This is a genomic window from Lapidilactobacillus luobeiensis, from assembly GCF_024345205.1.
Lineage (GTDB): Bacteria > Bacillota > Bacilli > Lactobacillales > Lactobacillaceae > Lapidilactobacillus > Lapidilactobacillus luobeiensis.
Window position 1 is genome coordinate 1 of sequence record NZ_BROC01000033.1, and the last position, 22,434, is coordinate 22,434.

General features: G+C 47.5%; 18 protein-coding genes. 5 read left to right on the forward strand and 13 right to left on the reverse strand.

Going from position 1 to position 22,434, the window contains the following annotated elements:
* Positions 1-1,377: 1,377 nt before the first annotated feature.
* The 6 genes from dnaB to rpsF form a co-directional block, all read right to left on the reverse strand.
* On the reverse strand, positions 1,378-2,769 hold the full coding sequence (dnaB, locus tag OCU21_RS09910; protein WP_261807251.1) for a replicative DNA helicase: 1,392 nt from the start codon (positions 2,767-2,769) through the stop codon (positions 1,378-1,380).
* Between the two features lie 309 nt (positions 2,770-3,078).
* Positions 3,079-3,531 (reverse strand): 50S ribosomal protein L9, encoded by a 453-nt coding sequence (rplI, locus tag OCU21_RS09915; protein ID WP_261807252.1) that lies wholly within the window; start codon positions 3,529-3,531, stop codon positions 3,079-3,081.
* Positions 3,532-3,676: 145 nt separating this feature from the next.
* Positions 3,677-5,695, reverse strand: a complete 2,019-nt coding sequence (locus OCU21_RS09920) for a DHH family phosphoesterase (protein ID WP_261807253.1) — start codon at positions 5,693-5,695, stop codon at positions 3,677-3,679.
* Positions 5,696-5,892: 197 nt separating this feature from the next.
* Positions 5,893-6,129, reverse strand: coding sequence for a 30S ribosomal protein S18 (gene rpsR, locus OCU21_RS09925; protein ID WP_125599505.1), 237 nt, complete (start codon positions 6,127-6,129; stop codon positions 5,893-5,895).
* A gap of 41 nt (positions 6,130-6,170) precedes the next feature.
* Positions 6,171-6,737: a single-stranded DNA-binding protein gene (gene ssb / locus OCU21_RS09930; RefSeq protein ID WP_261807254.1), complete on the reverse strand. Its 567-nt coding sequence runs from the start codon at positions 6,735-6,737 to the stop codon at positions 6,171-6,173.
* A gap of 43 nt (positions 6,738-6,780) precedes the next feature.
* Positions 6,781-7,083, reverse strand: coding sequence for a 30S ribosomal protein S6 (gene rpsF, locus OCU21_RS09935; protein ID WP_261807255.1), 303 nt, complete (start codon positions 7,081-7,083; stop codon positions 6,781-6,783).
* A gap of 547 nt (positions 7,084-7,630) precedes the next feature.
* Between rpsF and OCU21_RS09940 the strand changes: the two genes are divergently transcribed.
* The 3 genes from OCU21_RS09940 to OCU21_RS09950 all read left to right on the forward strand — a co-directional run bounded on the left by OCU21_RS09940 (position 7,631) and on the right by OCU21_RS09950 (position 9,586).
* Positions 7,631-7,774 (forward strand): hypothetical protein, encoded by a 144-nt coding sequence (locus OCU21_RS09940; protein WP_261807256.1) that lies wholly within the window; start codon positions 7,631-7,633, stop codon positions 7,772-7,774.
* 283 nt (positions 7,775-8,057) lie between these two features.
* Positions 8,058-8,798, forward strand: a complete 741-nt coding sequence (locus tag OCU21_RS09945) for an ATP-binding cassette domain-containing protein (protein ID WP_261807257.1) — start codon at positions 8,058-8,060, stop codon at positions 8,796-8,798.
* Complete coding sequence (locus tag OCU21_RS09950) at positions 8,795-9,586, forward strand: hypothetical protein (RefSeq protein WP_261807258.1); 792 nt, start codon at positions 8,795-8,797, stop codon at positions 9,584-9,586. The genes OCU21_RS09945 and OCU21_RS09950 overlap by 4 nt, the downstream gene beginning before the upstream one ends.
* 376 nt (positions 9,587-9,962) lie before the next feature.
* On the opposite strand, the gene gyrA is transcribed toward OCU21_RS09950, so the two are convergent.
* From gyrA to dnaA, 7 genes are all read right to left on the reverse strand, one after another.
* Positions 9,963-12,725 carry a DNA gyrase subunit A gene (gene gyrA / locus OCU21_RS09955; protein WP_261807259.1) on the reverse strand — a complete coding sequence of 921 codons (2,763 nt, stop codon included), beginning with the start codon at positions 12,723-12,725 and terminating at the stop codon, positions 9,963-9,965.
* Positions 12,726-12,744: 19 nt separating this feature from the next.
* Positions 12,745-14,673 carry a DNA topoisomerase (ATP-hydrolyzing) subunit B gene (gene gyrB, locus OCU21_RS09960; RefSeq protein WP_125599696.1) on the reverse strand — a complete coding sequence of 643 codons (1,929 nt, stop codon included), beginning with the start codon at positions 14,671-14,673 and terminating at the stop codon, positions 12,745-12,747.
* A 1,363-nt stretch (positions 14,674-16,036) separates the two neighbouring features.
* Positions 16,037-17,152, reverse strand: coding sequence for a DNA replication/repair protein RecF (gene recF, locus OCU21_RS09965; RefSeq protein ID WP_261807260.1), 1,116 nt, complete (start codon positions 17,150-17,152; stop codon positions 16,037-16,039).
* Position 17,153: 1 nt separating this feature from the next.
* Complete coding sequence (gene yaaA / locus OCU21_RS09970; protein ID WP_261807273.1) at positions 17,154-17,369, reverse strand: S4 domain-containing protein YaaA; 216 nt, start codon at positions 17,367-17,369, stop codon at positions 17,154-17,156.
* 107 nt (positions 17,370-17,476) lie between these two features.
* Positions 17,477-17,692, reverse strand: coding sequence for a hypothetical protein (locus OCU21_RS09975; RefSeq protein ID WP_261807261.1), 216 nt, complete (start codon positions 17,690-17,692; stop codon positions 17,477-17,479).
* Positions 17,693-18,158: 466 nt separating this feature from the next.
* Positions 18,159-19,298: a DNA polymerase III subunit beta gene (gene dnaN / locus OCU21_RS09980; protein WP_261807262.1), complete on the reverse strand. Its 1,140-nt coding sequence runs from the start codon at positions 19,296-19,298 to the stop codon at positions 18,159-18,161.
* A 615-nt stretch (positions 19,299-19,913) separates the two neighbouring features.
* Positions 19,914-21,254 (reverse strand): chromosomal replication initiator protein DnaA, encoded by a 1,341-nt coding sequence (gene dnaA / locus OCU21_RS09985; protein WP_261807263.1) that lies wholly within the window; start codon positions 21,252-21,254, stop codon positions 19,914-19,916.
* Between the two features lie 615 nt (positions 21,255-21,869).
* Between dnaA and rpmH the strand changes: the two genes are divergently transcribed.
* A complete protein-coding gene (gene rpmH, locus OCU21_RS09990) occupies positions 21,870-22,010 on the forward strand; it encodes a 50S ribosomal protein L34 (protein WP_083479007.1) in 141 nt (46 codons plus the stop codon).
* 65 nt (positions 22,011-22,075) lie between these two features.
* Positions 22,076-22,432 (forward strand): ribonuclease P protein component, encoded by a 357-nt coding sequence (rnpA, locus tag OCU21_RS09995; protein ID WP_261807264.1) that lies wholly within the window; start codon positions 22,076-22,078, stop codon positions 22,430-22,432.
* Positions 22,433-22,434: the final 2 nt, after the last annotated feature.

Here is a 22,434-nt window from a genome sequence, read left to right on the forward strand (position 1 = left end):
GGTGCCTTTTTTGTTATTCAAAAAGGTCTAGAACTTCTAGTGTGGAAGTATCTTCCAACACCAAAAATTCTAGACCCCAATCTCATAGCGATGGGTAAGAATCACAATCAGCCCTTTAATCCAACATATCAGATTCAGGTCGTTTCGTACAACTAGTAGGCAATTCGCGAATATTTTTGAGTTTGAAGACAAATCCTAATTTATATTGTTAACTTGATGTGGCTTTGATTACGGATATACAGTTTAATCATATCAAACTTCCACCGTTTATTAAACTTGTATAACAATGCGTTCAAACGTAATCTAAAAACAGACGCTCCGTGTGTTCGACTGAAAAACTGGTTATTCAGTATAAGTCCAAAAGGCGCAACAGCACCCACGACTTGAACGGCATCGATTGAAAGCCGCAAACCAAACACGCTTGCGGCCAGCTAACAATTTAAGGACCTGCTTCAAAAAATCAAAACTATAGACATTCGCAAAGGATAAAGAAATGGAAGCTTGTTTGCCACGAAATTTAATTCACAAAGAGTAGCCATGTTACGGATAGCGCATACAAAAATGCCGCAAAGCATCCGAAAAGGTTTGGCTCCATCCTAATTTTGGAAAATGATGGGTGGCTTCATCGGTAGATCATTGTTAAGCACCTCTAAGAGGCTCTTGTCGATGTCGCGCTAACCCGGCATGGCAGTTCTGGATGTACCCGCTTATATCTGTGCACAAAGCTATCAATGCTGAGGATTCGAGGAGACACTCTGAGCACCACCATAAGCTCTGCGTAGAATTCTGAGCACTGCTCTAAGTGTGTGCCTGGACAATACGCAGCACGGTTCTTCTCGTATACGGCAACACCGGTTGCGGCAAAGTAACGCTGGTAGTGTCTGCCAGCACCACGGATCTGTTCGGTATTGCGACGCCTGAGTTCACTGCTAACCGTAAACTTGTTGCGATAAATCTGCTCGGCGGTTTGAGCGATGACGAAAGCAGCTTGATGGAGTGCTTGAAGCTTCCCCCGTTCGTCTAAACTGAGTTATTGATGTTGTCCTGTCGTGCTAATCTGAGAGTGGGCCATGATGCCTCCTTTCTTATATGCATAAGGTGCTTATAAGAAAGGAGTCATCATGACCTTTTTGGTCTAGTCTATCAGCTTTTGCACTTCAAGTTAAAATCGGAGTTACAAGAAGCCTGAACTCAGTATAACATTTTTGCTAGTAAAAAAAAGAAGCCAACGCTTCTCTTTTTTCGTGGGGTGGCACGTTTGTGGCACATTCCATCAGCACATTATATAATATTGATTTAGCAAAGTGTCCTAAAGGGCGGTTTACACCGCGATTCTAAATTTCATTCGTTTGAGACGTTTATTTCCCGGGAAATAATTTAACCATCAGCCCGTTGCGAGATCGACGAGAATTTATTATAGGACTTAATAAAAAGTAGATTTACCGTGCCTCGGGCGCCGGCACGGTTTTTCTCAATAATAACTTCTACGGGACCGACATTTTGTTCTTCATCACCAGGTGGTGGGGTCGGGCCGTTATCATTGTCGCCATCATCTTCTGGGCGATAGTAATCTTCTCGATATAAGAAAGCCACGATATCCGCATCTTGTTCGATCGAACCAGACTCACGAATATCTGATAAAACCGGTCGCTTATCTTGGCGCTGCTCAACGCCACGTGATAACTGCGACAAAGCAATAACGGGCACGTGTAGTTCTTTGGCCAATTTTTTGAGTTGTCGAGAAATCGCCGATACTTCTTGTTGTCGGTTCTCTTGACCAGAACCTTCGATCAACTGTAAATAGTCGATCACGATCAAGCCAAGATTCTTTTGTTCTTGTTGCAGGCGTCGACATTTGGCGCGGATCTCTGCCATTTTTACCCCAGGGGTATCATCAATGAATATTTTTGCTTTGGCCAAACTGCCCATCGCGACGACTAGTTGTTGCCACTCGGCGTCATTCAAATTACCTGTCCGCAGATGATTAGCGTCAATACTTCCTTCCGCGCAGATCATCCGATTGACCAATGACTCGGCGCCCATTTCTAAGCTAAAGATAGCAATAGCCGTATCCTGACTGGTCGTGCCGATATTCTGGGCAATATTTAAGGCAAAGGCGGTTTTACCAACCCCTGGTCGCGCCGCTAAGATAATCAATTCATCCTCATGCAAACCAGCGGTGATATGGTCCAGATCAGCATAGCCAGTACTTAGACCAGTGATACTGCTATCGTTCTTATTCAACGCATCGATATGCGCTAATGACTCAGTTAAAATGTCGCTGATTTGCTTAAAACCATTCCGATTGCGATTTTGGCCCACATCGGAGATCGCCCGTTCTGCTTCATCAAGGATCGTTGCGGCATCATCATTTTGCTGAAAACTTTGGCTAATGATCCGTGTTGAAGCGCCGATCAACTTTCGTAACTGGGATTTTTCTTCGACGATCTTCGCGTAATAGACCACGTTACGGGGAGTCGGCGTTCCAATCGCCAATTCACTTAAATAAGGCGCACCCCCGACATCATCTAACTGATTATGACTTTCTAATTCATTTCTCAGCGTAACGGGGTCGATCTGTTCGCCGCGATCGTTGATATTGACCATGGCTTGGTAGACCAATTGATTGGCGTGACGATAGAAGTCTTCAGGAACCAAGTACTCCATGGCATCGATGATCGCCTCAGGCGCTAAAAAAATCGCGCCAAGGACTGCGGCCTCCGCTTCGGCGTTATTTGGCGGCACCTGACTCAATAAATTGTTATCCATCTCTATCTATACTCCTATCTCCGTTCGCTAGAACCTAACACTTTCGTAGATCTATCCTAGTAAAATGGGACTGGGACAAAACGAATGTTTTGTTGCCAATCCCATAACTATAACTATTGAACCAATAATCTCTGACGACGATCAATTAGCAGCATACAGGAAATATCCGCTTCCGACTCAGCATCAATCTCAAGTCTGAGTCCCCTTGATCGTGGTTATAACGCCAGTATGGCCCTTAACAAATCCAATTATTTCAATAAATAATCAAATCAGTAGCTATATAACGGCGTTATATAGCGCCGTTTTGTTCTATTCAGCTGTGATATGCACTCTGATTTTTGCATTGACACCATTGAAAAGTTTAACAGGCACATTGGTATAACCTAACGTTTTGATGGGTTCGGCTAGCTGTAAACGCCGCTTGTCCAACTTGATCCCAAATTGTTCTTCTAAAGCTTGGGTGATCTGCTTACTTGGTACTGAACCAAACAAGCGGCTATCAGAGCCCGCCTTGGAATGGATTGCGACCACGGTCTCATCTGCCTCTAAGCGTTCTTTTACAGCGATCGCCTCAGATTTCTCTGTGGCTAACTGCTTCGCTTCAGCTTTCTGTTGACCTTGTAATTGGCTAACAGCATCCTTAGTTGCTTGCTTAGCGGAACCGTTTTTGAAGAGGAAATTGCGCGCGTAGCCATCTGGTACTTCCTTGATATCACCACGTTTGCCTTTACCGCGAACATCTTTTAGAAAAATAACCTTCATGAGAAAAGCCTCCTTGTCTACCTAAAAATACTAACTGATTTACGAAAAAAATGCGAACTTTATTGATAGATCAGCGCAAATCCTGCTGTCCGTTACGAATCGCTTGTCGACCGCAACAACTTGACAGGACTGCGGCGATCCGTGATCAATCATCAGAATCGTTTAAGATCTCGATCAATTGCGCCCGAGCTTCGGCTACTGAGGTCCCCTTGATCTGGGTAGCGGCATTGGAAAGGTGACCACCACCACCCATTTTTTCCATAATGATCTGAACATTGACGTCACCGATACTTCGGGCGGAAATACTCACAACATCATCTAAACGCCGGCAGATCACGAAAGAAGCATCGATCCCAGACAGGTTCAGCATCGTGTCAGCTGCTTGCGCCGCCAAAACAGGGTCATAAGTCTGATCCTCTTCACCGTTCGCAACGGCGATATTCGGCTTGACCATCTCCATCGAGTCGATCAAATGATTCCGTTGAATAAAATCATCAGGACTTTCTTTGAGCAGGCGTTGTACCATGCCATTGTCAGCTCCGACTGAGCGCAAATAGCTGGCAGCGTCAAAAGTCCGCGTTCCCGTGCGTTGCGCAAATGAACGAGTATCAACCGAGATCCCGGCTAACATCGCAGTGGCTTCGATTTTATTCAATGGCTCTGCGTCTGTCGGCTGATATTCAAAGATCTCGGCGATCAATTCGCAAGTTGAGCTGGCATAGGGTTCGATATAGGTCAGCATTGGATTCTCTGGGAACTCTTCGCCCCGGCGGTGATGATCAATGATGACGACCCGTTGTTCCAATTTATGATACAGCTCGGGACTGATCGAGATCGACGGTTTAGAGTGATCGACTAGGATCAGCATACTCTTAGGTGTCGCTAATTCGACCGCTTGTTCTGGCGTCACGATACATTTGACCAGATCAGGATAACGACTGATCTCCTTAACAAGACGCTGCACATCTGAATGGATCGAAGACTGATCCAAAACAACGTGACACTTAACATTGTTCATCTGCGCGATCCGGCGGATCCCTAAAGAAGCGCCGATCGCATCCATATCAGGATGGCTATGACCCATGACATAAATATCGTCAACTTGATTGAACAGACCTTGTAATGCTTGACTGATCATTCGCGCCCGTACCCGCGTCCGTTTCTCCATCGGGTTCGTTTTACCACCATAGAAACGCGCTTGCTGATCCTTGGCCCGAACAACAACTTGATCCCCGCCACGACCCAAGGCCAGATCAAGGTTGTTTTGCGAGGTGATCGCTAATTCAGCCAAATCATCATTACCATAGGCGAATCCGATACTCAACGTGATCGGAAAATTCTGCGCCGAGGTATCTTCCCGAATGCGATCGAGGATCTGGAATTTGTTCGCTTCTGCCTTACTCAAAGCCTTGGCGTATGCAAAAACAAAAAAGTGATCCTCGTCCACACGCTTCAAGAACATTTCATAACGATTGGCCCAGTTGCTCAACCGATTAGTCAAATAATTACTTAGATTCGAAACGCTCTGATCATCCATAGTCTGGGTGATCTCATCATAATTATCTACAAAAATCTGACCGATCACGACCTGCTGCTCAAGAAAACGCTGTTCGATCTTCGCTGAATGGGTCACATCCAACAAATAGATTGCTCCAGCCTTTTCCTGAAGCGTGATCTCAAATTTATAATCATCCCAATCAACGATCCGATTGACTTCATCACCTTCACCGTGATGGTTGGCGATCAATTTGGCCAGATCGGCGTCTACATCGGCGATTTTATGACCCAAAACAGTTCGATCACCCAAATATTTCTGCAAAGTCGGGTTGACCCACTGGATCTCATAATTTTTGTCAAACAACATGATCCCGATCGGCATCTGGATCAACGCTTCTTGCTCGCCGCGCTTGATTCGATAAGATAGATCCGATACATAACGGTTGGTGTTTTTCGATAACACCTCAAATCCGTAAAAAATAACACCCACTAATAGAATGATCGCAACTAAAAAAACAATCCCGAAAATCGGATTGAGGATCATCGCGACAATACTGGCAGCGATCGCGATACCCAAAACAGTCAAAGCGATCACCCGTAGTTGAACATCCGCGAAAAAAGTGGGGATTGCGATTTTTTCTCGTAAAAAACTGATCAGTTTCTTCATAGTACCCCTTCGTCGTTAGTCCTTCAACAAGCCACTTGCTTCTCTCATTTTAACATAAATTCAAGGTTTCGGTAGGGCGAAGGACAAGATTGTGCCGGAGATACTGACACACTTGGCGCTGGCTTCTGGAAAAAAATCAGCCTACTGAAATCAAGTTGACTTCAGTAGGCTGATTCGATTTAATTCAGTTCACAAAATTAGTCAGCTGTTACGAATGGTAACAAGCCCATGATCCGTGCACGCTTGACCGCAACAGTCAACTTGCGCTGATTCTTTGCGCTAGTGCCAGTTACGCGGCGTGGTAAGATTTTACCTCGTTCTGAGATAAAACGTTTCAACAATTCTGTGTCTTTGTAATCGATATATTCGATGTGATTAGCAGCGATAAAATCGACTTTACGGCGACGACGGCCGCCACGACGTTGTTGAGCCATGTGAGTTCCTCCTCTCAAGCGTTAATTAAAACGGGTCCAAATTAGAATGGTAGATCATCATCCGTGATCGACATTGGTTCACTGCTATTCGCAAATGGATCATCAGTAGCATTGCTATTGCTTTGACCACTGTTGTTGTCATGACCAGGATTTGAGTTAAAACCGTTATTATTGTTTTGGTTATTCTGGTTGTAATTGTTGTTAAAATTGCTGCCACCATTGCTGTTGCCACCGTTATAACCGCCGCCATTACTTTGGCTACCGCTATTGTTACTGTGACCACCAGCACCCTTAGGCTCCAATAGTGAGAAGTTATCAGCCACAACTTCAGTAACGTAGACCCGTTGACCTTGCTGGTTTTCGTAGTTACGTGTTTGAATGCGACCTTGGATCCCGACTAATGAACCTTTGTGAGTGAAATTAGCAAAATTTTCAGCAGATTTACGCCACATGACGCATTGAATAAAATCGGCTTCCCGTTCACCTTGGGCATTAGTAAAAGAGCGATTGACCGCCATCGTAAACGTACCAACAGCAGTCCCGTTACCAGTGTAGCGCAACTCAACGTCCTTCGTTAGCCGGCCAACCAGTACCACGTTATTGATCATTTAAAAAGCCCCTTTCTGAACTCGTTTCGCAATTAATGATGTTTTAGTTCTTATCGTCGCGTTTAACGATCATATGACGTAAAACGCTACCGTCGATCTTCGACAAACGGTCAAATTCGTTGACTGCAGCATCTTTGTCGGACTTCACATTGACAATGTGATAGATTCCTTCACGATAATCATTGATCTCGTAAGCTAAACGCCGCTTCGACCAATCTTTTGAGTCAACCACTTCTGCACCTTCGCTACCTAAAACGTCATCATAACGCTTGATCAAAGCAGCTTTCGCTTCTTCTTCAAGATCTGGCTTGATGATATAAGTAACTTCGTAAAAAGTTTGTGCCATGGTTTGTACACCTCCTTATGGACTATTGGTTCTTATCTACTAAGAACAAGGAGTAAGCAGCCCTGAAGACTACTCACAAGCTAACAGTTTATCATATTTGTAGCGGGTAAACAAGCGACCAGCTGGGAATTATTCGATTTTTGGTCGCTTTATCCGCGGCTGGCGCGTGGCGTTGGTGGATGGCAGATGTGGTGGGGCTCCAGGTCGGGCTGAGGGTGGTGGAAACGTGTTCCACGCAATTGCTTTCTGCGCCGCTACGCAATTTCACTGGATTGATTGCATCAATCCAGCAAAATCGCTAGTCGTGCTCAAAAGCAACCCATTGCGTTGCACACTCTGTTTCGAACACAACAGGTTGACTTTGAGCATTAACCTAGCGAAGCCGCTATGAATAGCGACAGGTTGATCTCACCCCGAAGCGCTCCGTTCCAACCCTGCGACGCAGGTGGCAAAGTAATTCTGGGCACTTGGTACGAAGTGTTAAATGGTAAAACTGAACTCTTATCAGAACTGTTGGTGCTAATGAGGACGTTGAGCTGGCCACATCATGAAATACGCAAAAAAGTGGGTAATTTTTTTATTTTTTTCAAAAAAATCTGAAAACGGCGGCGCCAGGGACTTCCCTGGCATGAACAGCGTGGCGTCAACGAGAACGATGATCCGTCGTGATGTACCTGAGGCCCTTTCCTGAAGAAGCAAATCCGGAAAATATTTAGGTTTATGAGAGTTTACCCGATATTGTTAAAAAATAATTGACTTTATTATAAGTATGCTCTATGGTTTTATTAATTATAGGTGAAATCATGATCGAAGTCCCCAGTAAATGCGGCGCATGATCGCCGAACCACGTTGATAAACTGTTTTTCATCCTTGTTGTGAGATTAACATTGATGACAGAACTAGACGTTTGTTTACTGAAACACAGGGCAGGGCGGGGCAATAAGCTAGTTTAGTTTTCTGGAGGAGTAACCGTGATGGCAGACGATTTGAAGATTGTGGGCACTGATATTACGAAGTTTTATGGGAAGACTCAAGTTTTATTTGATTTAAGTTTTGAGATCGAGCTGAATCAGCGCGGCGTGGTTGGCTTGATTGGGCCAAATGGTGCTGGTAAATCGACGATTATGCGGCTACTTAGTGGTATCACAACTTTGTCCGCCGGCGATCTCACTTTGGTCAATTCGACAAATACGGTCGAGCTGGGCCCCTGGAGTCGGTCAAACTCGTTCTATGCTCCTGCAGGTGAACGGGGGCTGAGAAACAAGTTGACCGTGATGGACAATCTTAAATATTTTTCGGCTTTGCGCCGGGATAATTACGAGCAGGTGTCCCAGAACGCGGTCCATTACGCAGAATTATTAAACGCCAACACGTTGCTGGCGAAGGAGTTTGGCAAACTATCCACGGGCCAAAAGAAAAAGGCTGAGATCATTGTGGCTGTTTCGCTGAATACGAAATTATTGATTTTGGATGAGCCTTCGACCGGTCTTGATATCAACGCCCAAGAAGACCTGATGGATTTGATCGATACGATCGCGCAGATGCACGAGAAAAAAATCATTATATCGTCGCATGATCCTAACTTCATCGCGAAGTCGGTCAACCAGTATCTGTTTGTGTCCGCCGGGCGGATCGTTAAAACCGTCCCTAAGCAAATGACTGAGGAAATGCTCGTCGCACAGTATAAATCATTGTTCGGGGTGGTCGAAAAATGAGCAAATTTAAAACATTGACAAACATGATTTCTGTTGAATTGGAAATGGAAGTAAAGTCGAAAGCCAAGTATCTTGTCGCGACCTTAGCCGACTTCACCGTATTTACCTTCGCGTACTTGGCGGTTTTATTCTTTTCGGATACGGGAGATCTGAATACTGTTTATCGAACCAATGATGGCGTGATGCTGATCCTTATCGGCTATATGTTCTGGACGCTGGGCGTGATGGCGATGGACTTGTCGACCCAGACGATCGAAGCCGATTCACGAGCAGGTATCCTTGAGACGGAGCTCCAGTCATCATTTCCCCTTTGGTTTTTGATGCTGATCAGAGTCTGGGTGTTGATCGTATTGACCGGCCTCTATCTGTTGATCCTGGGCATAATCACCGGGGCAATGACTGGTGTTTCCATCGGAACCGTCGTTGTGATCACGTTTGAAGTCTTGTTGATTTCTATTATTTCAAATATTGGCATGTTTGGGATCGGCCTTATTTTCGGGGCAGGGTCGCTGATTTTTAAATCGGTCGGCACTTGGGCAACTTTATTACAAACAGGAATTCTGTTGATTGCCAATGTTGGCTCAAATTATAGCTCCAATCTTCAAGCCTTGATCCCGTTTGGCTTAGGCATTGAAATTACTCGCTCGCTGTTTCTGGGACGGCAAATATCGCTGGCGACAATCATGGGCTACCTGGCGGTGAACCTTGTTTATCTGCTGATCGGTATTCTTATCTTCAACGGTGGGTTGCGCCATGAACGTAAATTTGGATCGTTTGAACGCTTTTAAGCAAGTCGGCAGTCATTAAAAAATCCAGCTGATCGTGGCTGGATCAAAAGCGCTGAATCGCTTGGTTCGGCGCATTCCCGGGTAGCGATTCAATTAACGGAATCGGCCCCCGACATTTGGATAAGACACAGCCTACACTTGGTGGTCAACCTTGATTCGATGGAATCGTGGTTGACCACTTTTTTATTTCCGACTTGGGTAAAATAGTGTCGCTGTTGGCCTGGAAGAAGTGCTTTGGGCGCTTTTTCATCAGAACCAGCCGCCAATTTGGGCGAAAAAAGTAGCGCTCAAAATTTGAGCGCTGCCGTGATCATAACTTCGGATTTTGAAAATTGCTTTTAAAGCTGTGCCCAGCCAGCGGGCCATTCAGGAAAAACTAAGCCTGATCGTCGTCACCTTGATCGGGATCTGCGCTGGCGTCATCCCGTTCGGCGTCGTCTGGGTCGGCCAGCGCGGCATCATCAGATTCCGCGCGAGCTAGCAGGCGTTGGACATCAGAGGGCAGGTCTTGTCCTGGTGTGGCGATGTTGGCGTTATTGGCGGCGTCTGCTTGATCGATCGTTGAGTCGGTCGAATCGGTTTGACCAGCTTCAGCACCTTGTTCCCCGTCAGCCGCGGCTACCGCTGAGCTGTCAGTTGCGCGATCAGCTGTTGACCCGTTCGGATCGGTCGGCTTGGTTGCGCTTGGATCAGTAGGATCATCGTCGTCATCGTCAGGCGCGACCTTGGCCAACGCTGCGACTTTGGCGCCGTTGTCGACCTTGATCACCCGGACGCCCATGGTCGCGCGACCGGTTTGGGAAACTGCCTTGACTTCAAAGCGGATCAGGACGCCTTCGTCGGTGATCAGCATGATATCTTCGCTGCCATCAACGACGGTCAGACCAACTAACGGCCCGTTTTTCTCGGTGATGTTGGCGGTCTTGATGCCTTTACCACCGCGGCCTTTGATCGGATATTCGGCCACATTGGTCCGTTTGCCATAGCCGTTTTCAGAAATGACTAGGACTTCATGGTCTGGCGCCAGGATCGCGGAACCGACTACATAATCGCCTTCGCGCAGGCGGATCCCCCGCACACCGGCGGCGGTCCGGCCCATAGCCCGGACATCGGTTTCTCTGAAGGAGACCGCGTAGCCTAAATGCGTCCCAATGAAAATATTCTGGTGATTGTCAGTCAGGAGCACGTTACTCAGCGAATCGCCGTCGCGCAAGGTCAGCGCCCGCAAGCCATTGCTGCGGATATTGGCGAATTCCGCCACGCTGGTGCGTTTAACGGTGCCCAATCGGGTGATGAAGAAGAGGGAGTCCTCGGCGTCCGCGTCGCGAACTTTGACCACGGTCTCGATCTTCTCACCAGTTTCGATGCCCAACAGGTTGATGATCGGCAATCCTTTAGCGGTGCGACCGTACTCAGGGATCTCGTAACCCTTGGCCCGGTAGACTTTACCCACATCGGTAAAGAAGAGCAAGGTGTCATGGGTCGAGGTGAAGATCAATTGCTCGATAAAGTCGTCATCATGGACGTTCATGCCTTGGATCCCGCGACCGCCCCGATTTTGGACCTTGAACTCATTGGCGGGCACGCGTTTAACGTAGCCGTTATGGGTCAAGACGATCATCACGTCTTCTTCGTCGATCAAGTCTTCGTCTTCGATACTTAATTCTTCGCCGACCAGCAATTCCGTCCGCCGGTCATCGCCGAAGCGCCGTTGGATCTCCAACAACTCTTGATAAATGATTTCGTCGATCCGTTCGGAGCGCGCTAAAATATCTTTCAAATCGGCGATGGTTTTCATTAATTCTTGGTATTCAGCTTCGATCTTTTCCCGTTCCAAACCGGTCAAACGAACCAAACGCATATCCAAGATTGCTTGGGATTGCTTGTCGCTTAAACCGTAACGGTCCATCAACGTGTTCTTAGCCAATTCGCCGGTCTCAGAACCCCGGATGATCTTGATGATCTCGTCAATATGATCCAGCGCGATCCGCAAACCTTCCAGAATATGAGCGCGGGCTTCGGCCTTCTTCAGGTCAAAAGCGGTCCGCCGCCGAATCACTTCTTCTTGATGCGCCAAATAATATTGCAGGATCTCTTTCAGACTCAACTGTTTCGGGGCGCCATTGACGATCGCCACCATGTTGAAGCCGAAAGTCGTTTGCATCGGTGTTAATTTGTACAGGTTGTTCAACACCACCGACGCGCTGGCATCCCGGCGCAGGTCGATCGAGATCCGCATCCCTTCACGGTCCGATTCATCGGCTAGGTCAATGATGCCATCGAGACGTTTGTCGCGAGCCAATTCCGCGATCCGCTCAACCAACTTGGCTTTATTGACCATATAAGGGATCTCATGAACGATGATCCGTTCGCGGCCATTTTTCAAAGTCTCGATCTCGGTCTTGGCCCGTAAAATAATCGTGCCTTTCCCAGTCTCGTAGGCCCGCCGGATCCCCGACTTGCCGAGAACCAAGCCCCCAGTAGGGAAATCAGGTCCTGGTAAAACTTCCATCAACTCAGCAGTGCTGGCGTCCGGGTTCTTCATCAAAAGGTGCAGGGCACTGATCACTTCCGCCAAATTATGCGGCGGGATATTGGTGGTCATCCCCACCGCGATCCCCGTGGCGCCATTGACTAGCAGGTTCGGGAAGCGGGCTGGTAACACCACGGGCTCCCGTTCAGTGCCATCATAGTTCGGCTGAAAATCGATCGTGTCTTTATTGATGTCGCGCAACATTTCCAAAGCGATCTTGCTCATCCGTGCTTCGGTATAACGCATCGCCGCCGCGCCATCACCATCGACCGAGCCAAAGTTCCCGTGGCCATCGACCAGCATGTAACGGTAGCTGAAATCTTGGGCCATCCGCACCATTGACTCGTAAATCGCCGAATCACCGTGAGGATGGTACTTACCCATGACATCACCGACGATCCGGGCCGATTTCTTATAAGGCTTGTCCGGGGTCACACCCAGTTCGTTCATGCCATACAAGATCCGCCGATGCACCGGCTTCAAGCCATCGCGAACGTCAGGCAGGGCCCGCGCGACGATGACACTCATTGCATAATCCAAAAATGAATCCCGCATCGTTTTGGAAAGGTTGATCGTTTCGATGCGATGATCTTCAAATTCTGCCATTTACTCGCAAACTTCCCTTCTAGACATCCAAGTTCTTCGTATATTTCGCGTTATCTTCGATAAATTTACGCCGGGGCGCCACATCGTCACCCATCAACATTTGGAAAACCTCATCAGCTTCTGCGGCGTCGGTAACTTCGACCCGGTCCAAACGGCGGTTCTCCGGATTCATTGTGGTCTCCCACAACTGTTCCGCGTCCATTTCCCCTAAACCTTTATACCGTTGGATCGCTGGTTTCGGCGCCGCTGGTAAATGCCCCAAGACCTCTTCCAATTCTTCGTCGGAATCAATGTAACGCATAAATTTCCCTTGGCGCACCTGATATAGCGGTGGCTTGGCCACGTAAACATAGCCAGCCTCCACGATCGGCCGCATATACCGATAAAAGAGCGTCAGTAATAACGTCCGAATATGGGCGCCATCCACATCGGCATCGGTCATGATGATCAATTTGTGATAGCGCGCCTTGGCCACATCGAAATCGCCGCCAAAGCCAGTGCCCATGGCCGTAAATAAGGTCCGGATCTCCTCGTTGGCCAAAATCCGATCCATCGACGCTTTTTCCACGTTTAAAATCTTACCCCGGATCGGTAAAATCGCTTGGGTCAACCGCGACCGCCCTTGCTTAGCGGAACCGCCGGCGGAATCCCCTTCGACAATGAACAATTCTGAGATATTCGGGTCCTTGCTGGTGTTATCCGCCAATTTACCCGGCAGATTACTGATCTCCAAACCTGACTTCTTCCGCGTCACTTCCCGCGCATGCTTGGCGGCCAAGCGCGCTTTGGAGGCCAATTGACCTTTTTCCACGATTTGTTTGGCGACAGTTGGATTTTCCATCAAGAACTTCATGAAGGTTTCGGAGAACATCCGATCGGTGACCGTCCGCGCGTCTGAGTTACCCAACTTCGTCTTGGTCTGACCCTCGAATTGGGGATCAGGATGCTTGATCGAAACCACGGCCGTCATGCCTTCCCGCACATCATCGCCGGAAAGATTGTCGTCGTTGTCCTTGATCAAATTGGCCCGCTTACCATAATCGTTGATGATCCGCGTCAGCGCCGCTTTAAAGCCAGCCTCGTGGGTACCACCTTCGTAGGTATGGATATTATTCGCGAATGTCAGCAAATTGGAATGGAAATCGTCGGTATATTGCAACGCGACTTCCACCGTGATCCCGTCCTGTTCGCCTTCCACATAGATCGGCTCAGGGAAGAGCACCGTCTTCTTCTCGTTGAGATATTCGACGTAACTCTTGATCCCGCCAACATAATGATAGGTGATCCGTTCCGCCGTCGCCGCGCGTTTGTCGGTAAAGGTCAATTTCAACCCTTTGTTCAGGAAAGCCAACTCGCGGATCCGCGTATTCAAGACATGGTCGTCAAAAACCGTCGTCTCCGTGAAAATATCCGGATCAGGTAGAAAATGAACCTTAGTGCCATGTTCATGCGCCGCCGCGGTGCCAATGACCTTCATTTCAGTCCGCACCTTACCGCGCACAAAATCCATGTAGTAACGCTTGCCTTCACGGGTCACGGTCACATCCAAAACGCTGGAAAGCGCGTTAACGACCGAGCCGCCGACCCCGTGCAACCCACCGGAGACCTTGTAGCCGCCACCGCCGAATTTACCACCGGCGTGCAGGATCGTGTAAACCGTCTCCAAAGCAGGCCGTCCCGTTTTCGGTTGGATATCCACCGGGATACCCCGGCCATTATCGGTGACGGTGATGCTGTTGTCCGCTTCAACTTCCACATCGATCTGCGTGGCGAAACCGGCCAACGCCTCATCGATCCCGTTATCAATGATTTCCCAAACTAAATGGTGCAGACCTTGGCTACTGGTCGAGCCAATGTACATCCCCGGGCGTTTCCGCACGGCTTCCAGTCCTTCCAACACTTGGATCTGACTGGCATTGTATTCTTTCGCTTTTTCTTCCTTGGCCAAAACAGCTTCCGCAGACGGTGCCGCTGGTGTTGCGTCAGCCGTTGCGGGCGCGTCGGTTTCGTCGGCGATCAAGGGTTTGATGGTTGGTTCGGGTTCATTTGTTGGGTTTTGTTGATTTTTCTCTGAATCGTTCACAAAAATCCTCCTAACTGGTGGGTACTTGATTTGATGCGGTGTTTTTATCTTTTTGTTTTTATCTATGATTTCTGTTGATTGTACTGGATCTGGTTGCAGAGGGAGTGGGTGTTGTGCGTGAGCGCAACCGGTTCGGGCCATTGTCGCGGCTGGAACGCGGTGGGCACTGTTTTGAGCCAATCCGCAAAAACCGCGGCCTGTCTCAAAATCAGGCCTTGTCCTAAGCGGTAAAGCCGCCAAGGACAATTTCACCACTGAAACGTGTTCGCCGACCTAGCTTCTTCCGCTTAGCTACGCAACTATTCCGGAGGCACAAACCAGCCTCCAAAATAGTTGCTAGGCTAATGCTCAGAAGCTGACCAAGTCGGCTCACACTCTAGATAGAGCCGCATGGCCCGAACCGGTTGCTAGGCAGAATTGAGCTTATCTGCAATCGAGCTGACCTATTTAGCGAAGTGCTTTTGCTAGTTATGCAAAATACCGCACTTTTTGGGTGGTCCGGCAATGTCAACGGATTCGGATCAGGAGCTCGGGACATTTTGCGTAAGCTGAACATCTCTACTTGTTTCTTTAACAATCCACGGGTAGCAACCGACCGATTCAGTTGATTCGCTGAGAACTAGGTTTGTTCATCAGACAGGCTGCGCTGGTGTCACCAATTCAAGGATTGTGACCACTAACCACGGTCGTCAAGTGCATGGCTCCCCATCAATTGACCATAGCCTGCCAGACGGCGTGAGTGCTCAAACGACTGTTATAACGTTGAGCGGCTGGAGCGGAGCGTGGCGTTGAAACGTGCTGCACACAACTGACTTCTACGCTTAACTACGCCAGGCTTCCGGAGGCAAAGCCCAGCCTCCAAAATCCTGGCTAGGTTAATGCTCAAAGTCAACCCGTTGTGTTCCGCACTCTGGGCGTTGGTGGTCTGTTCGTTTGTTGGCGGAAGGTCGAGCTGGGGGGTGAGTCAGCCGCGATATTATTGTTGGCGATTTATCGCCTACAATAAGGCCGAGTTTTGAGATTTTCGGTGGGTTTCCGAAAAGCTCAAAATCGTGCCCGCAGCGTTCCACCACCCCCAGCCTGACCTGGAGCCCCACTACACTTGCCCATCACCAACGCCACGCGCAGCGCAAGCTGCGGACATCATTGAAACGTGCTCACCGCCCCAGCTTCTTCCGCTTAGCTACACAATTGTTCCGGAAGCTACCCGGGTCGGTTCGCGCTCTGCCTACTCACGTTCGATCTGCCCCTGCGTCACTTGAAAGACCGTCGGCTGCCCGATGACCTCTTGGGCGACCCCATCCAAACTAGTTGTGGTCAAAAACGTCTGCACTTGATCTTGGATCGTGTGCAACAAATGAGTTTGCCGCAAATCATCTAGCTCCGACAGCACATCATCCAACAACAGCACCGGCGCCTCGCCGGTTTTTTGCTTGATCATCTGGATCTCCGCCAACTTCAGGCTTAAGGCCACGGTTCGTTGCTGACCCTGAGAGCCGAATTCTTGGACATTTTGTTCATTGACGATAAACCGCACATCATCGCGATGCGGTCCGCTGAGGGTAGTGCCTTGCTGGATCTCTCGTTTTTGCAGGCGTTGATAGTCTTGTTGGAGAAATTGAAAGATCTGATTCGAGCTGACCAATTCCTTTTCGGGCAAAACAGTTTGGTAAACGAACTGAAGTTGCTCGCGGCCTTGTGTGATCTGCTGGTGTTCAGCGCTGGCGAAAGTCACCATTTGTTGTAAAAAAAGGTGCCGCGTCCAAATGATCTCGGCACCAAAGCCCGCCAATTGATCTGACAACACTTCCAAATAAACGCGATCTTTGGCCTCACCAAATTTAAGTTGACGTAAATAGAGATTACGTTGACGCAAAATACTTCGATATTGACTGATATTATAAAGATATTGATGGTCGATCTGACCGAACTCCATATCGATAAAACGGCGCCGCTTAGCAGGCGAACCCTTGACCAATTCCAGGTCTTCGGGAGCGAACAAGACCACATTGAACTGACCGACATAATCAGATAAACGTTTTTGATCCAAATGATTGACTCGCGCCTGTTTGCCTTTTTGGCTAATGACCAATTCCAACGGTAATGGACTAAGGCGCCGCTGAATGACGCCACTGACTTTGGCAAAATCATGCCCCCATTGAATCAAGGATTTATCATCCGTTGTTCGATGGGAGCGCGCCAATGACAACACATAGATTGCTTCAAGTAAATTGGTTTTGCCCTGAGCGTTCTCGCCGATCAGCACATTGATCTGTGGTGAAAATTCCGCCGTCAAAGCCGCGTAGTTGCGAAAATGGGTCAAAGCGATCTGTTGCAAGTACATTCTAAACCTTCACGATTTGGAAACGTTCGCCGCTAGCCAATTGCACGATGTCGTCTGGATACAGCTTCTTGCCGCGCCGATCCTCACTGACACCATTCAATTGGACTGGTGTTTCCTGCAAATACCATTTGACCTGGCCGCCGCTGCCGACAATGCCTTCTTCTTTCAACAATTGCGTCAAAGTCAAATACTCGGTATCAATTTTGATTTGCTTGATTATTTTCGCCCCCAGCACTAGAATTCCAACTTTTTGTACTTCTAAATTATACACTTTTTTCACTCAAAAAACAATTTAATGGGCAAATAAAGGCGTTTTAGCAAATATTAGTTCAAATAAGCTAGATAGCCTATTTTTGTTAAAATTGCTGAGAAGGGCTTTTTTTCTTGTTCTGCGAAAAACCCTGATTCTTCGACCGAATTCATTTTTCCGCCTTCGTTTTTAAAAATAATGGTGCCTACGCCGCTACCGGATCCTCTGAGATCATTCAAAAAATCATTGTCAAAATAGCGCTGTGCAACGATTTTTAGATACAGGAGCAATGATGATCTCACTGAGCAGGTCTTGATCCTGATCCAGCTGCGTCAATAACGCTTATTGTAATCGAGCAACTAAACTAGGTGGCTAAAGCAAACGGACCCACTCACTGATTGGATACTCGCACTTGCTCTTCTGATCGTAATTAGCGCTTCGCCATGGATCATGTGGACGATGATCGCCAATATCCACTCATTACTATGCCTACTCAGCACCTCACTCAGCGCGACCAGTTGCCATGATCCTAAGTCCAATTAGTTTTCTAAGAAGTGCACATGCCTGATCATCTTAGCCGTTTTATTTAACTGGTTGCTGGCAAAAAGCTTCTGCTTTCAGATTTTTCTTTGCTCAATTGGCCGTATTATATAACAGTTCGACTTTATCATGAAGTTCAGTTCAGCCTTGAAAACAAACAAGCTTGATCCAGTTTTCTGACCGGATCAAGCTTGTTTGCTGAATAACAACTTTTTTCTAATTGAAAGTTCGCACTGGGGTGATCAATTGCACAAAATGGTCGCCGTCTTCAGAAGGAACCAAAGTGAACGGCCGCAGATTCGTGGTGAAATTCAGATCGATCTCCGTCGGACCAAAAGCGCGCAGGGCATCTTTCATGTAATCAGGGTTGAAAGAAATATCGAGTTCGTCACCAGTCAAAGCATCTACTGGCAAAGCTTCTTCCACATTCCCCACGTCTGGCGAAGTCCCTGATAGGATCGCCGAATTTTGTTCGGGAGCTAAAACCAAACGGACCACATTGGCCCGACTGGCGTGGGACAATAAAGCCGCCCGTTCGATCGCTGCTAATAAGCTGGCAGCATTGATCTGTAATTGAACATTATGATCTGTGGGGATCAAACGCGCAGTATCTGGGTAGTTCCCCTCTAACAAACGGGTATAGAATTTAGTTGCCCCGAAGCTGAAAAGGACTTGATTATCACTGATTTTTAGAGAAATATCACCAGCTTGATCCGCCAACATCCGGCCCAATTCCTGTAAGCTCTTGCCGGGGATCACCATTTGATAGGTGCTCGTAATGTCAGGCAGATCCAATTTCCGTTGCGCTAAACGATGACTGTCCGTCGCCACCGCCAATAAGCCATTACCGTCGATCGAGAAATTGACCCCGGTCAAGATCGGCCGAGTTTCCTGATCAGAAACGGCTAAAACCGTTTGATTGATCAATTCACGTAAAATACCAGCGGCGATCTTCAATTCATTTTGATCTTCAACTTCAGGTAAGCGTGGATATTCGTTTGCATCGGTCCCGATCACAGTAAATTCGGATTTTCCTGAAGTCAGCCGCGTTTGATAGTCGTCGCGGACTTCTAATGTGAAGGTTTCTTCTGGCAAACGTTTGACCACCTCACCAAAGAAACGGGCAGTCAAAACGACACTCCCAACGGATTCGATTTGAAGATCCAGATCTTCATCACTGCTAGACATGAAAGTTTCGATGGAAATATCGGAATTACTCCCGGTGAGTAACAAACCATCATTAGTTAAATCTAATTTGACCCCGGTTAAACTGGGAATCGTCGTTTTAGCCGGAATGGCTCTAAGGACATCGTTAAAGGACCGGATAAAACTATTACGATTGATCGTGAATTTCATACTGCTGCCTCCTAGGTTTCCCTTTAATTAAGATATAGTATTTTAAGTATTAGTAGTAAGGGCTGTTGATTGTGTGGATAACTTAAAACAACAGAATGAGAATGAGTTTTCCACTGTGGATAACTTGTGGATGAGCTTGGGGATGTTTTTTTAGTTATCCACAAGCCGTGATTTGAAAAATTGCACAAAGTAATGATGAAGCTGAGAGATTTTAGGTGGTTAGGTGCTGCGCACTCTAGCTGAAACGTGCTCGCCGACCTAGCTCCTTGCGCTTAGCTACGCAACTATTCCGGAGGCAAATCCCGGCCTCCAAAATAGTTGCTAGGCTATGCTCAGGAGCTGACCAGGTCGGCGAACACTCTAGCCTTGAAACGTGCTGCGCGAGGATTGGCTGTTGTGCTTAGCTACGTCATGGTTCCGAAAGCAAAGTTCGGCTTTCAAAACCATAACTAGGCTAATGCTCGCAGCCACCCATCCTCGCTCCGCACTCTAGCTGAAACGTGCTCGCCGACCTAGCTCCTTGCGCTTAACTACGCAATTGTTCCGAAAGCAAGGTGCGCTTTCAAAACAATTGCTAGGTTAATGCTCAGGAGCTGACCAGGTCGGCTCCGCACTCTAGCCTTGTAGTAGTTTTTGGAGGTCGCTGACTTGTTTTCTGAGATCGGAGTCGCGTTTTAGGTTGGTTTCGATTTTTTCGTGGGCGTGGATCACGGTGGTGTGGTCTTTGCCGCCGAATTCTTTACCGATCTTGGGGAGGGAATTATCGGTCAGTTCGCGGGCGAGATACATGGCGATCTGGCGGGGTTCGACGATATTTTTGGTGCGTTTTTTGCCAGTGAGATCGACGACTTGTAAGCGAAAATACTGGGCAACGGTCTCTTGGATCTTGCTGATCGACAAACCGCGTTCTGCCGAGATTTCTTGGAGCCCTTGGAGCGCGGCCATGGCATTCTCCAGATCAATATCGATTTTGTTGATGGTGCAGTAAGCCTGCACGCGCACAAGGGCGCCTTCCAATTCACGAATATTGGTGTCGATCTGGCCCGCGATGTAACTGAGTGTTTGATCGTCGATCTCTAGTCCCTCGGCTAAAGCCTTATTGCGCAAGATCGCGATCCGGGTTTCCAGATCGGGCGGGGTGATGTCTGCTGATAGGCCAGAACGGAAGCGGGAAACCAGCCGATCTTCTAGCTTGGGGATCTCACTAGGGATCCGATCCGAAGTCAGAACGATCTGCTTTTTATTTTCATATAACTTGTTGAAAGTATGGAAGAATTCTTCCTGCGTGGCTTCTTTCTCCGCAAAAAACTGGATGTCATCGACTAGAAGAAGATCAACTGAGCGATACTCGCGGCGAAATTCTTCTTGGCGTCGCGTTTGGATCGAATTAATGAAATCGTTGGCGAATTCTTCGCTGGTCACGTATTTGACCTTGGCGTCAGGATTACGCCGCAGGACCTCATGGCCGATCGCCTGCATCAGGTGAGTCTTACCCAAACCTACGCCACCGTACAGGTTCAGCGGATTATAAACTTCCCCAGGTTCTTCCGCCGCTGATAACGCTGCGGCCTGGGCCAAATAATTGCCGGCGCCGATGACAAAATTATCAAAGGTGTATTTCTCATTTAAATGGGTATCGTGACCATAGACAGGCATGACCGTGTCAGTATTTTGAACTTTCTTGGCGATGTCAGTGTCATCGATACTTTCGTTGGGAACGACGAGCTTTAAATTCAGTGGCTGTCCGCTAATCTCTTGCAATAACGTGGTGGCTTTGCCGACCAGTTGCCGTTGCCAATAATCGCGATGAAATGGCGAGGGCAGTTCCAAGACCAAGGTGTTGCCCGACATCTTGACCGGTTTGACTTGCGAGATCCAAGTGTCATAGCTGACAGATTCAAAGTTTTTCTTAAACTCGGCGCTCAATTGATTCCATAGTAATTGCTCACTATTCATGAATTTAGCCGCCTCTTTCTCCATCTTAAAAATGAATCGTAACTCAATTTTAGCATTTACCAAAAAAGTTTTCCACAGGTTTTTAGCTAGACCAATAAAAAGTCCACAGGATGCAGATTTATTATCCACAGGCTTGTGGACAATAACCGAGAAAATCAGACGGTCGAGAGTTATCCACACCTTGTTGTGGATAAACGCAGCGCGAACTACTATGGTTTACGAAAATTATCCCCAGAAAATCGCCTTGTGGAAAGAAAAACGCACAGACCTGTCGATAACTAGGATTATCCACAATTTTTGGGGAAAACCGTAAAATATTTTTTGAGTATCCACAGGGAAAACCCCAAGGATCGGTTTGACCTGTGGATAAAAAAAGTAGTTGGTTTCGGCGTGTTTTGGAAAAAAATTTCAGCAGGAGCAACTTGCTTTTTTTCGCGGGTAAGCTTTTAATAGAGAAACAACTTGACTAAAACTGAAAAAAACCCGAGAAATCTGTTTATTTTTCCGTAACTGTATGATAGTATGGATAAAGTAATTGCGCTTGAAGAACATATCAGAATTATTTCGAAACGATCTTCATGGTGTATCCACTTATATTTGGGAGGTGCCACACACATGACAACAAAACGGACATATCAACCTAAAAAACGTCATCGTCAACGCGTTCACGGTTTCATGAAACGCATGAGCACGAAAAACGGCCGTAGAGTATTAGCAAGACGTCGTAGTAAAGGTAGAAAAGTTTTATCTGCTTAAGGCCACTGAGTTTCAGTGGTTTTTTTTATTAGTTTATTTCGTGAGACAAAGATGGGAACGGCGTTATGCAGAAACGGTATCGGATCAAACGGGAAAAAGAATTTCAACAAGTTTTTGCGGCTGGCCACTCTAAGGCTAACCGCAATTTTGTCGTCTATCAAATGAAGAAACCGGGGCAGACACATTACCGCGTCGGTATTTCTGTGGGCAAGAAAGTCGGTCACACCGCGGTTTGTCGCAATCGGATCAAACGCTATATTCGTCAAAGTTTATTGGAATTATCCGATCAATTACCAGCGGATGTGGACTTTTTAGTGATCGCGCGCGCCAATGCGAAAAATTTAGATATGAAAGAGACTAAAACTAATCTCGTCCATGTGCTAAAATTAAGTCAGTTGTTGCTTGAAACACAAGCAGAATAATT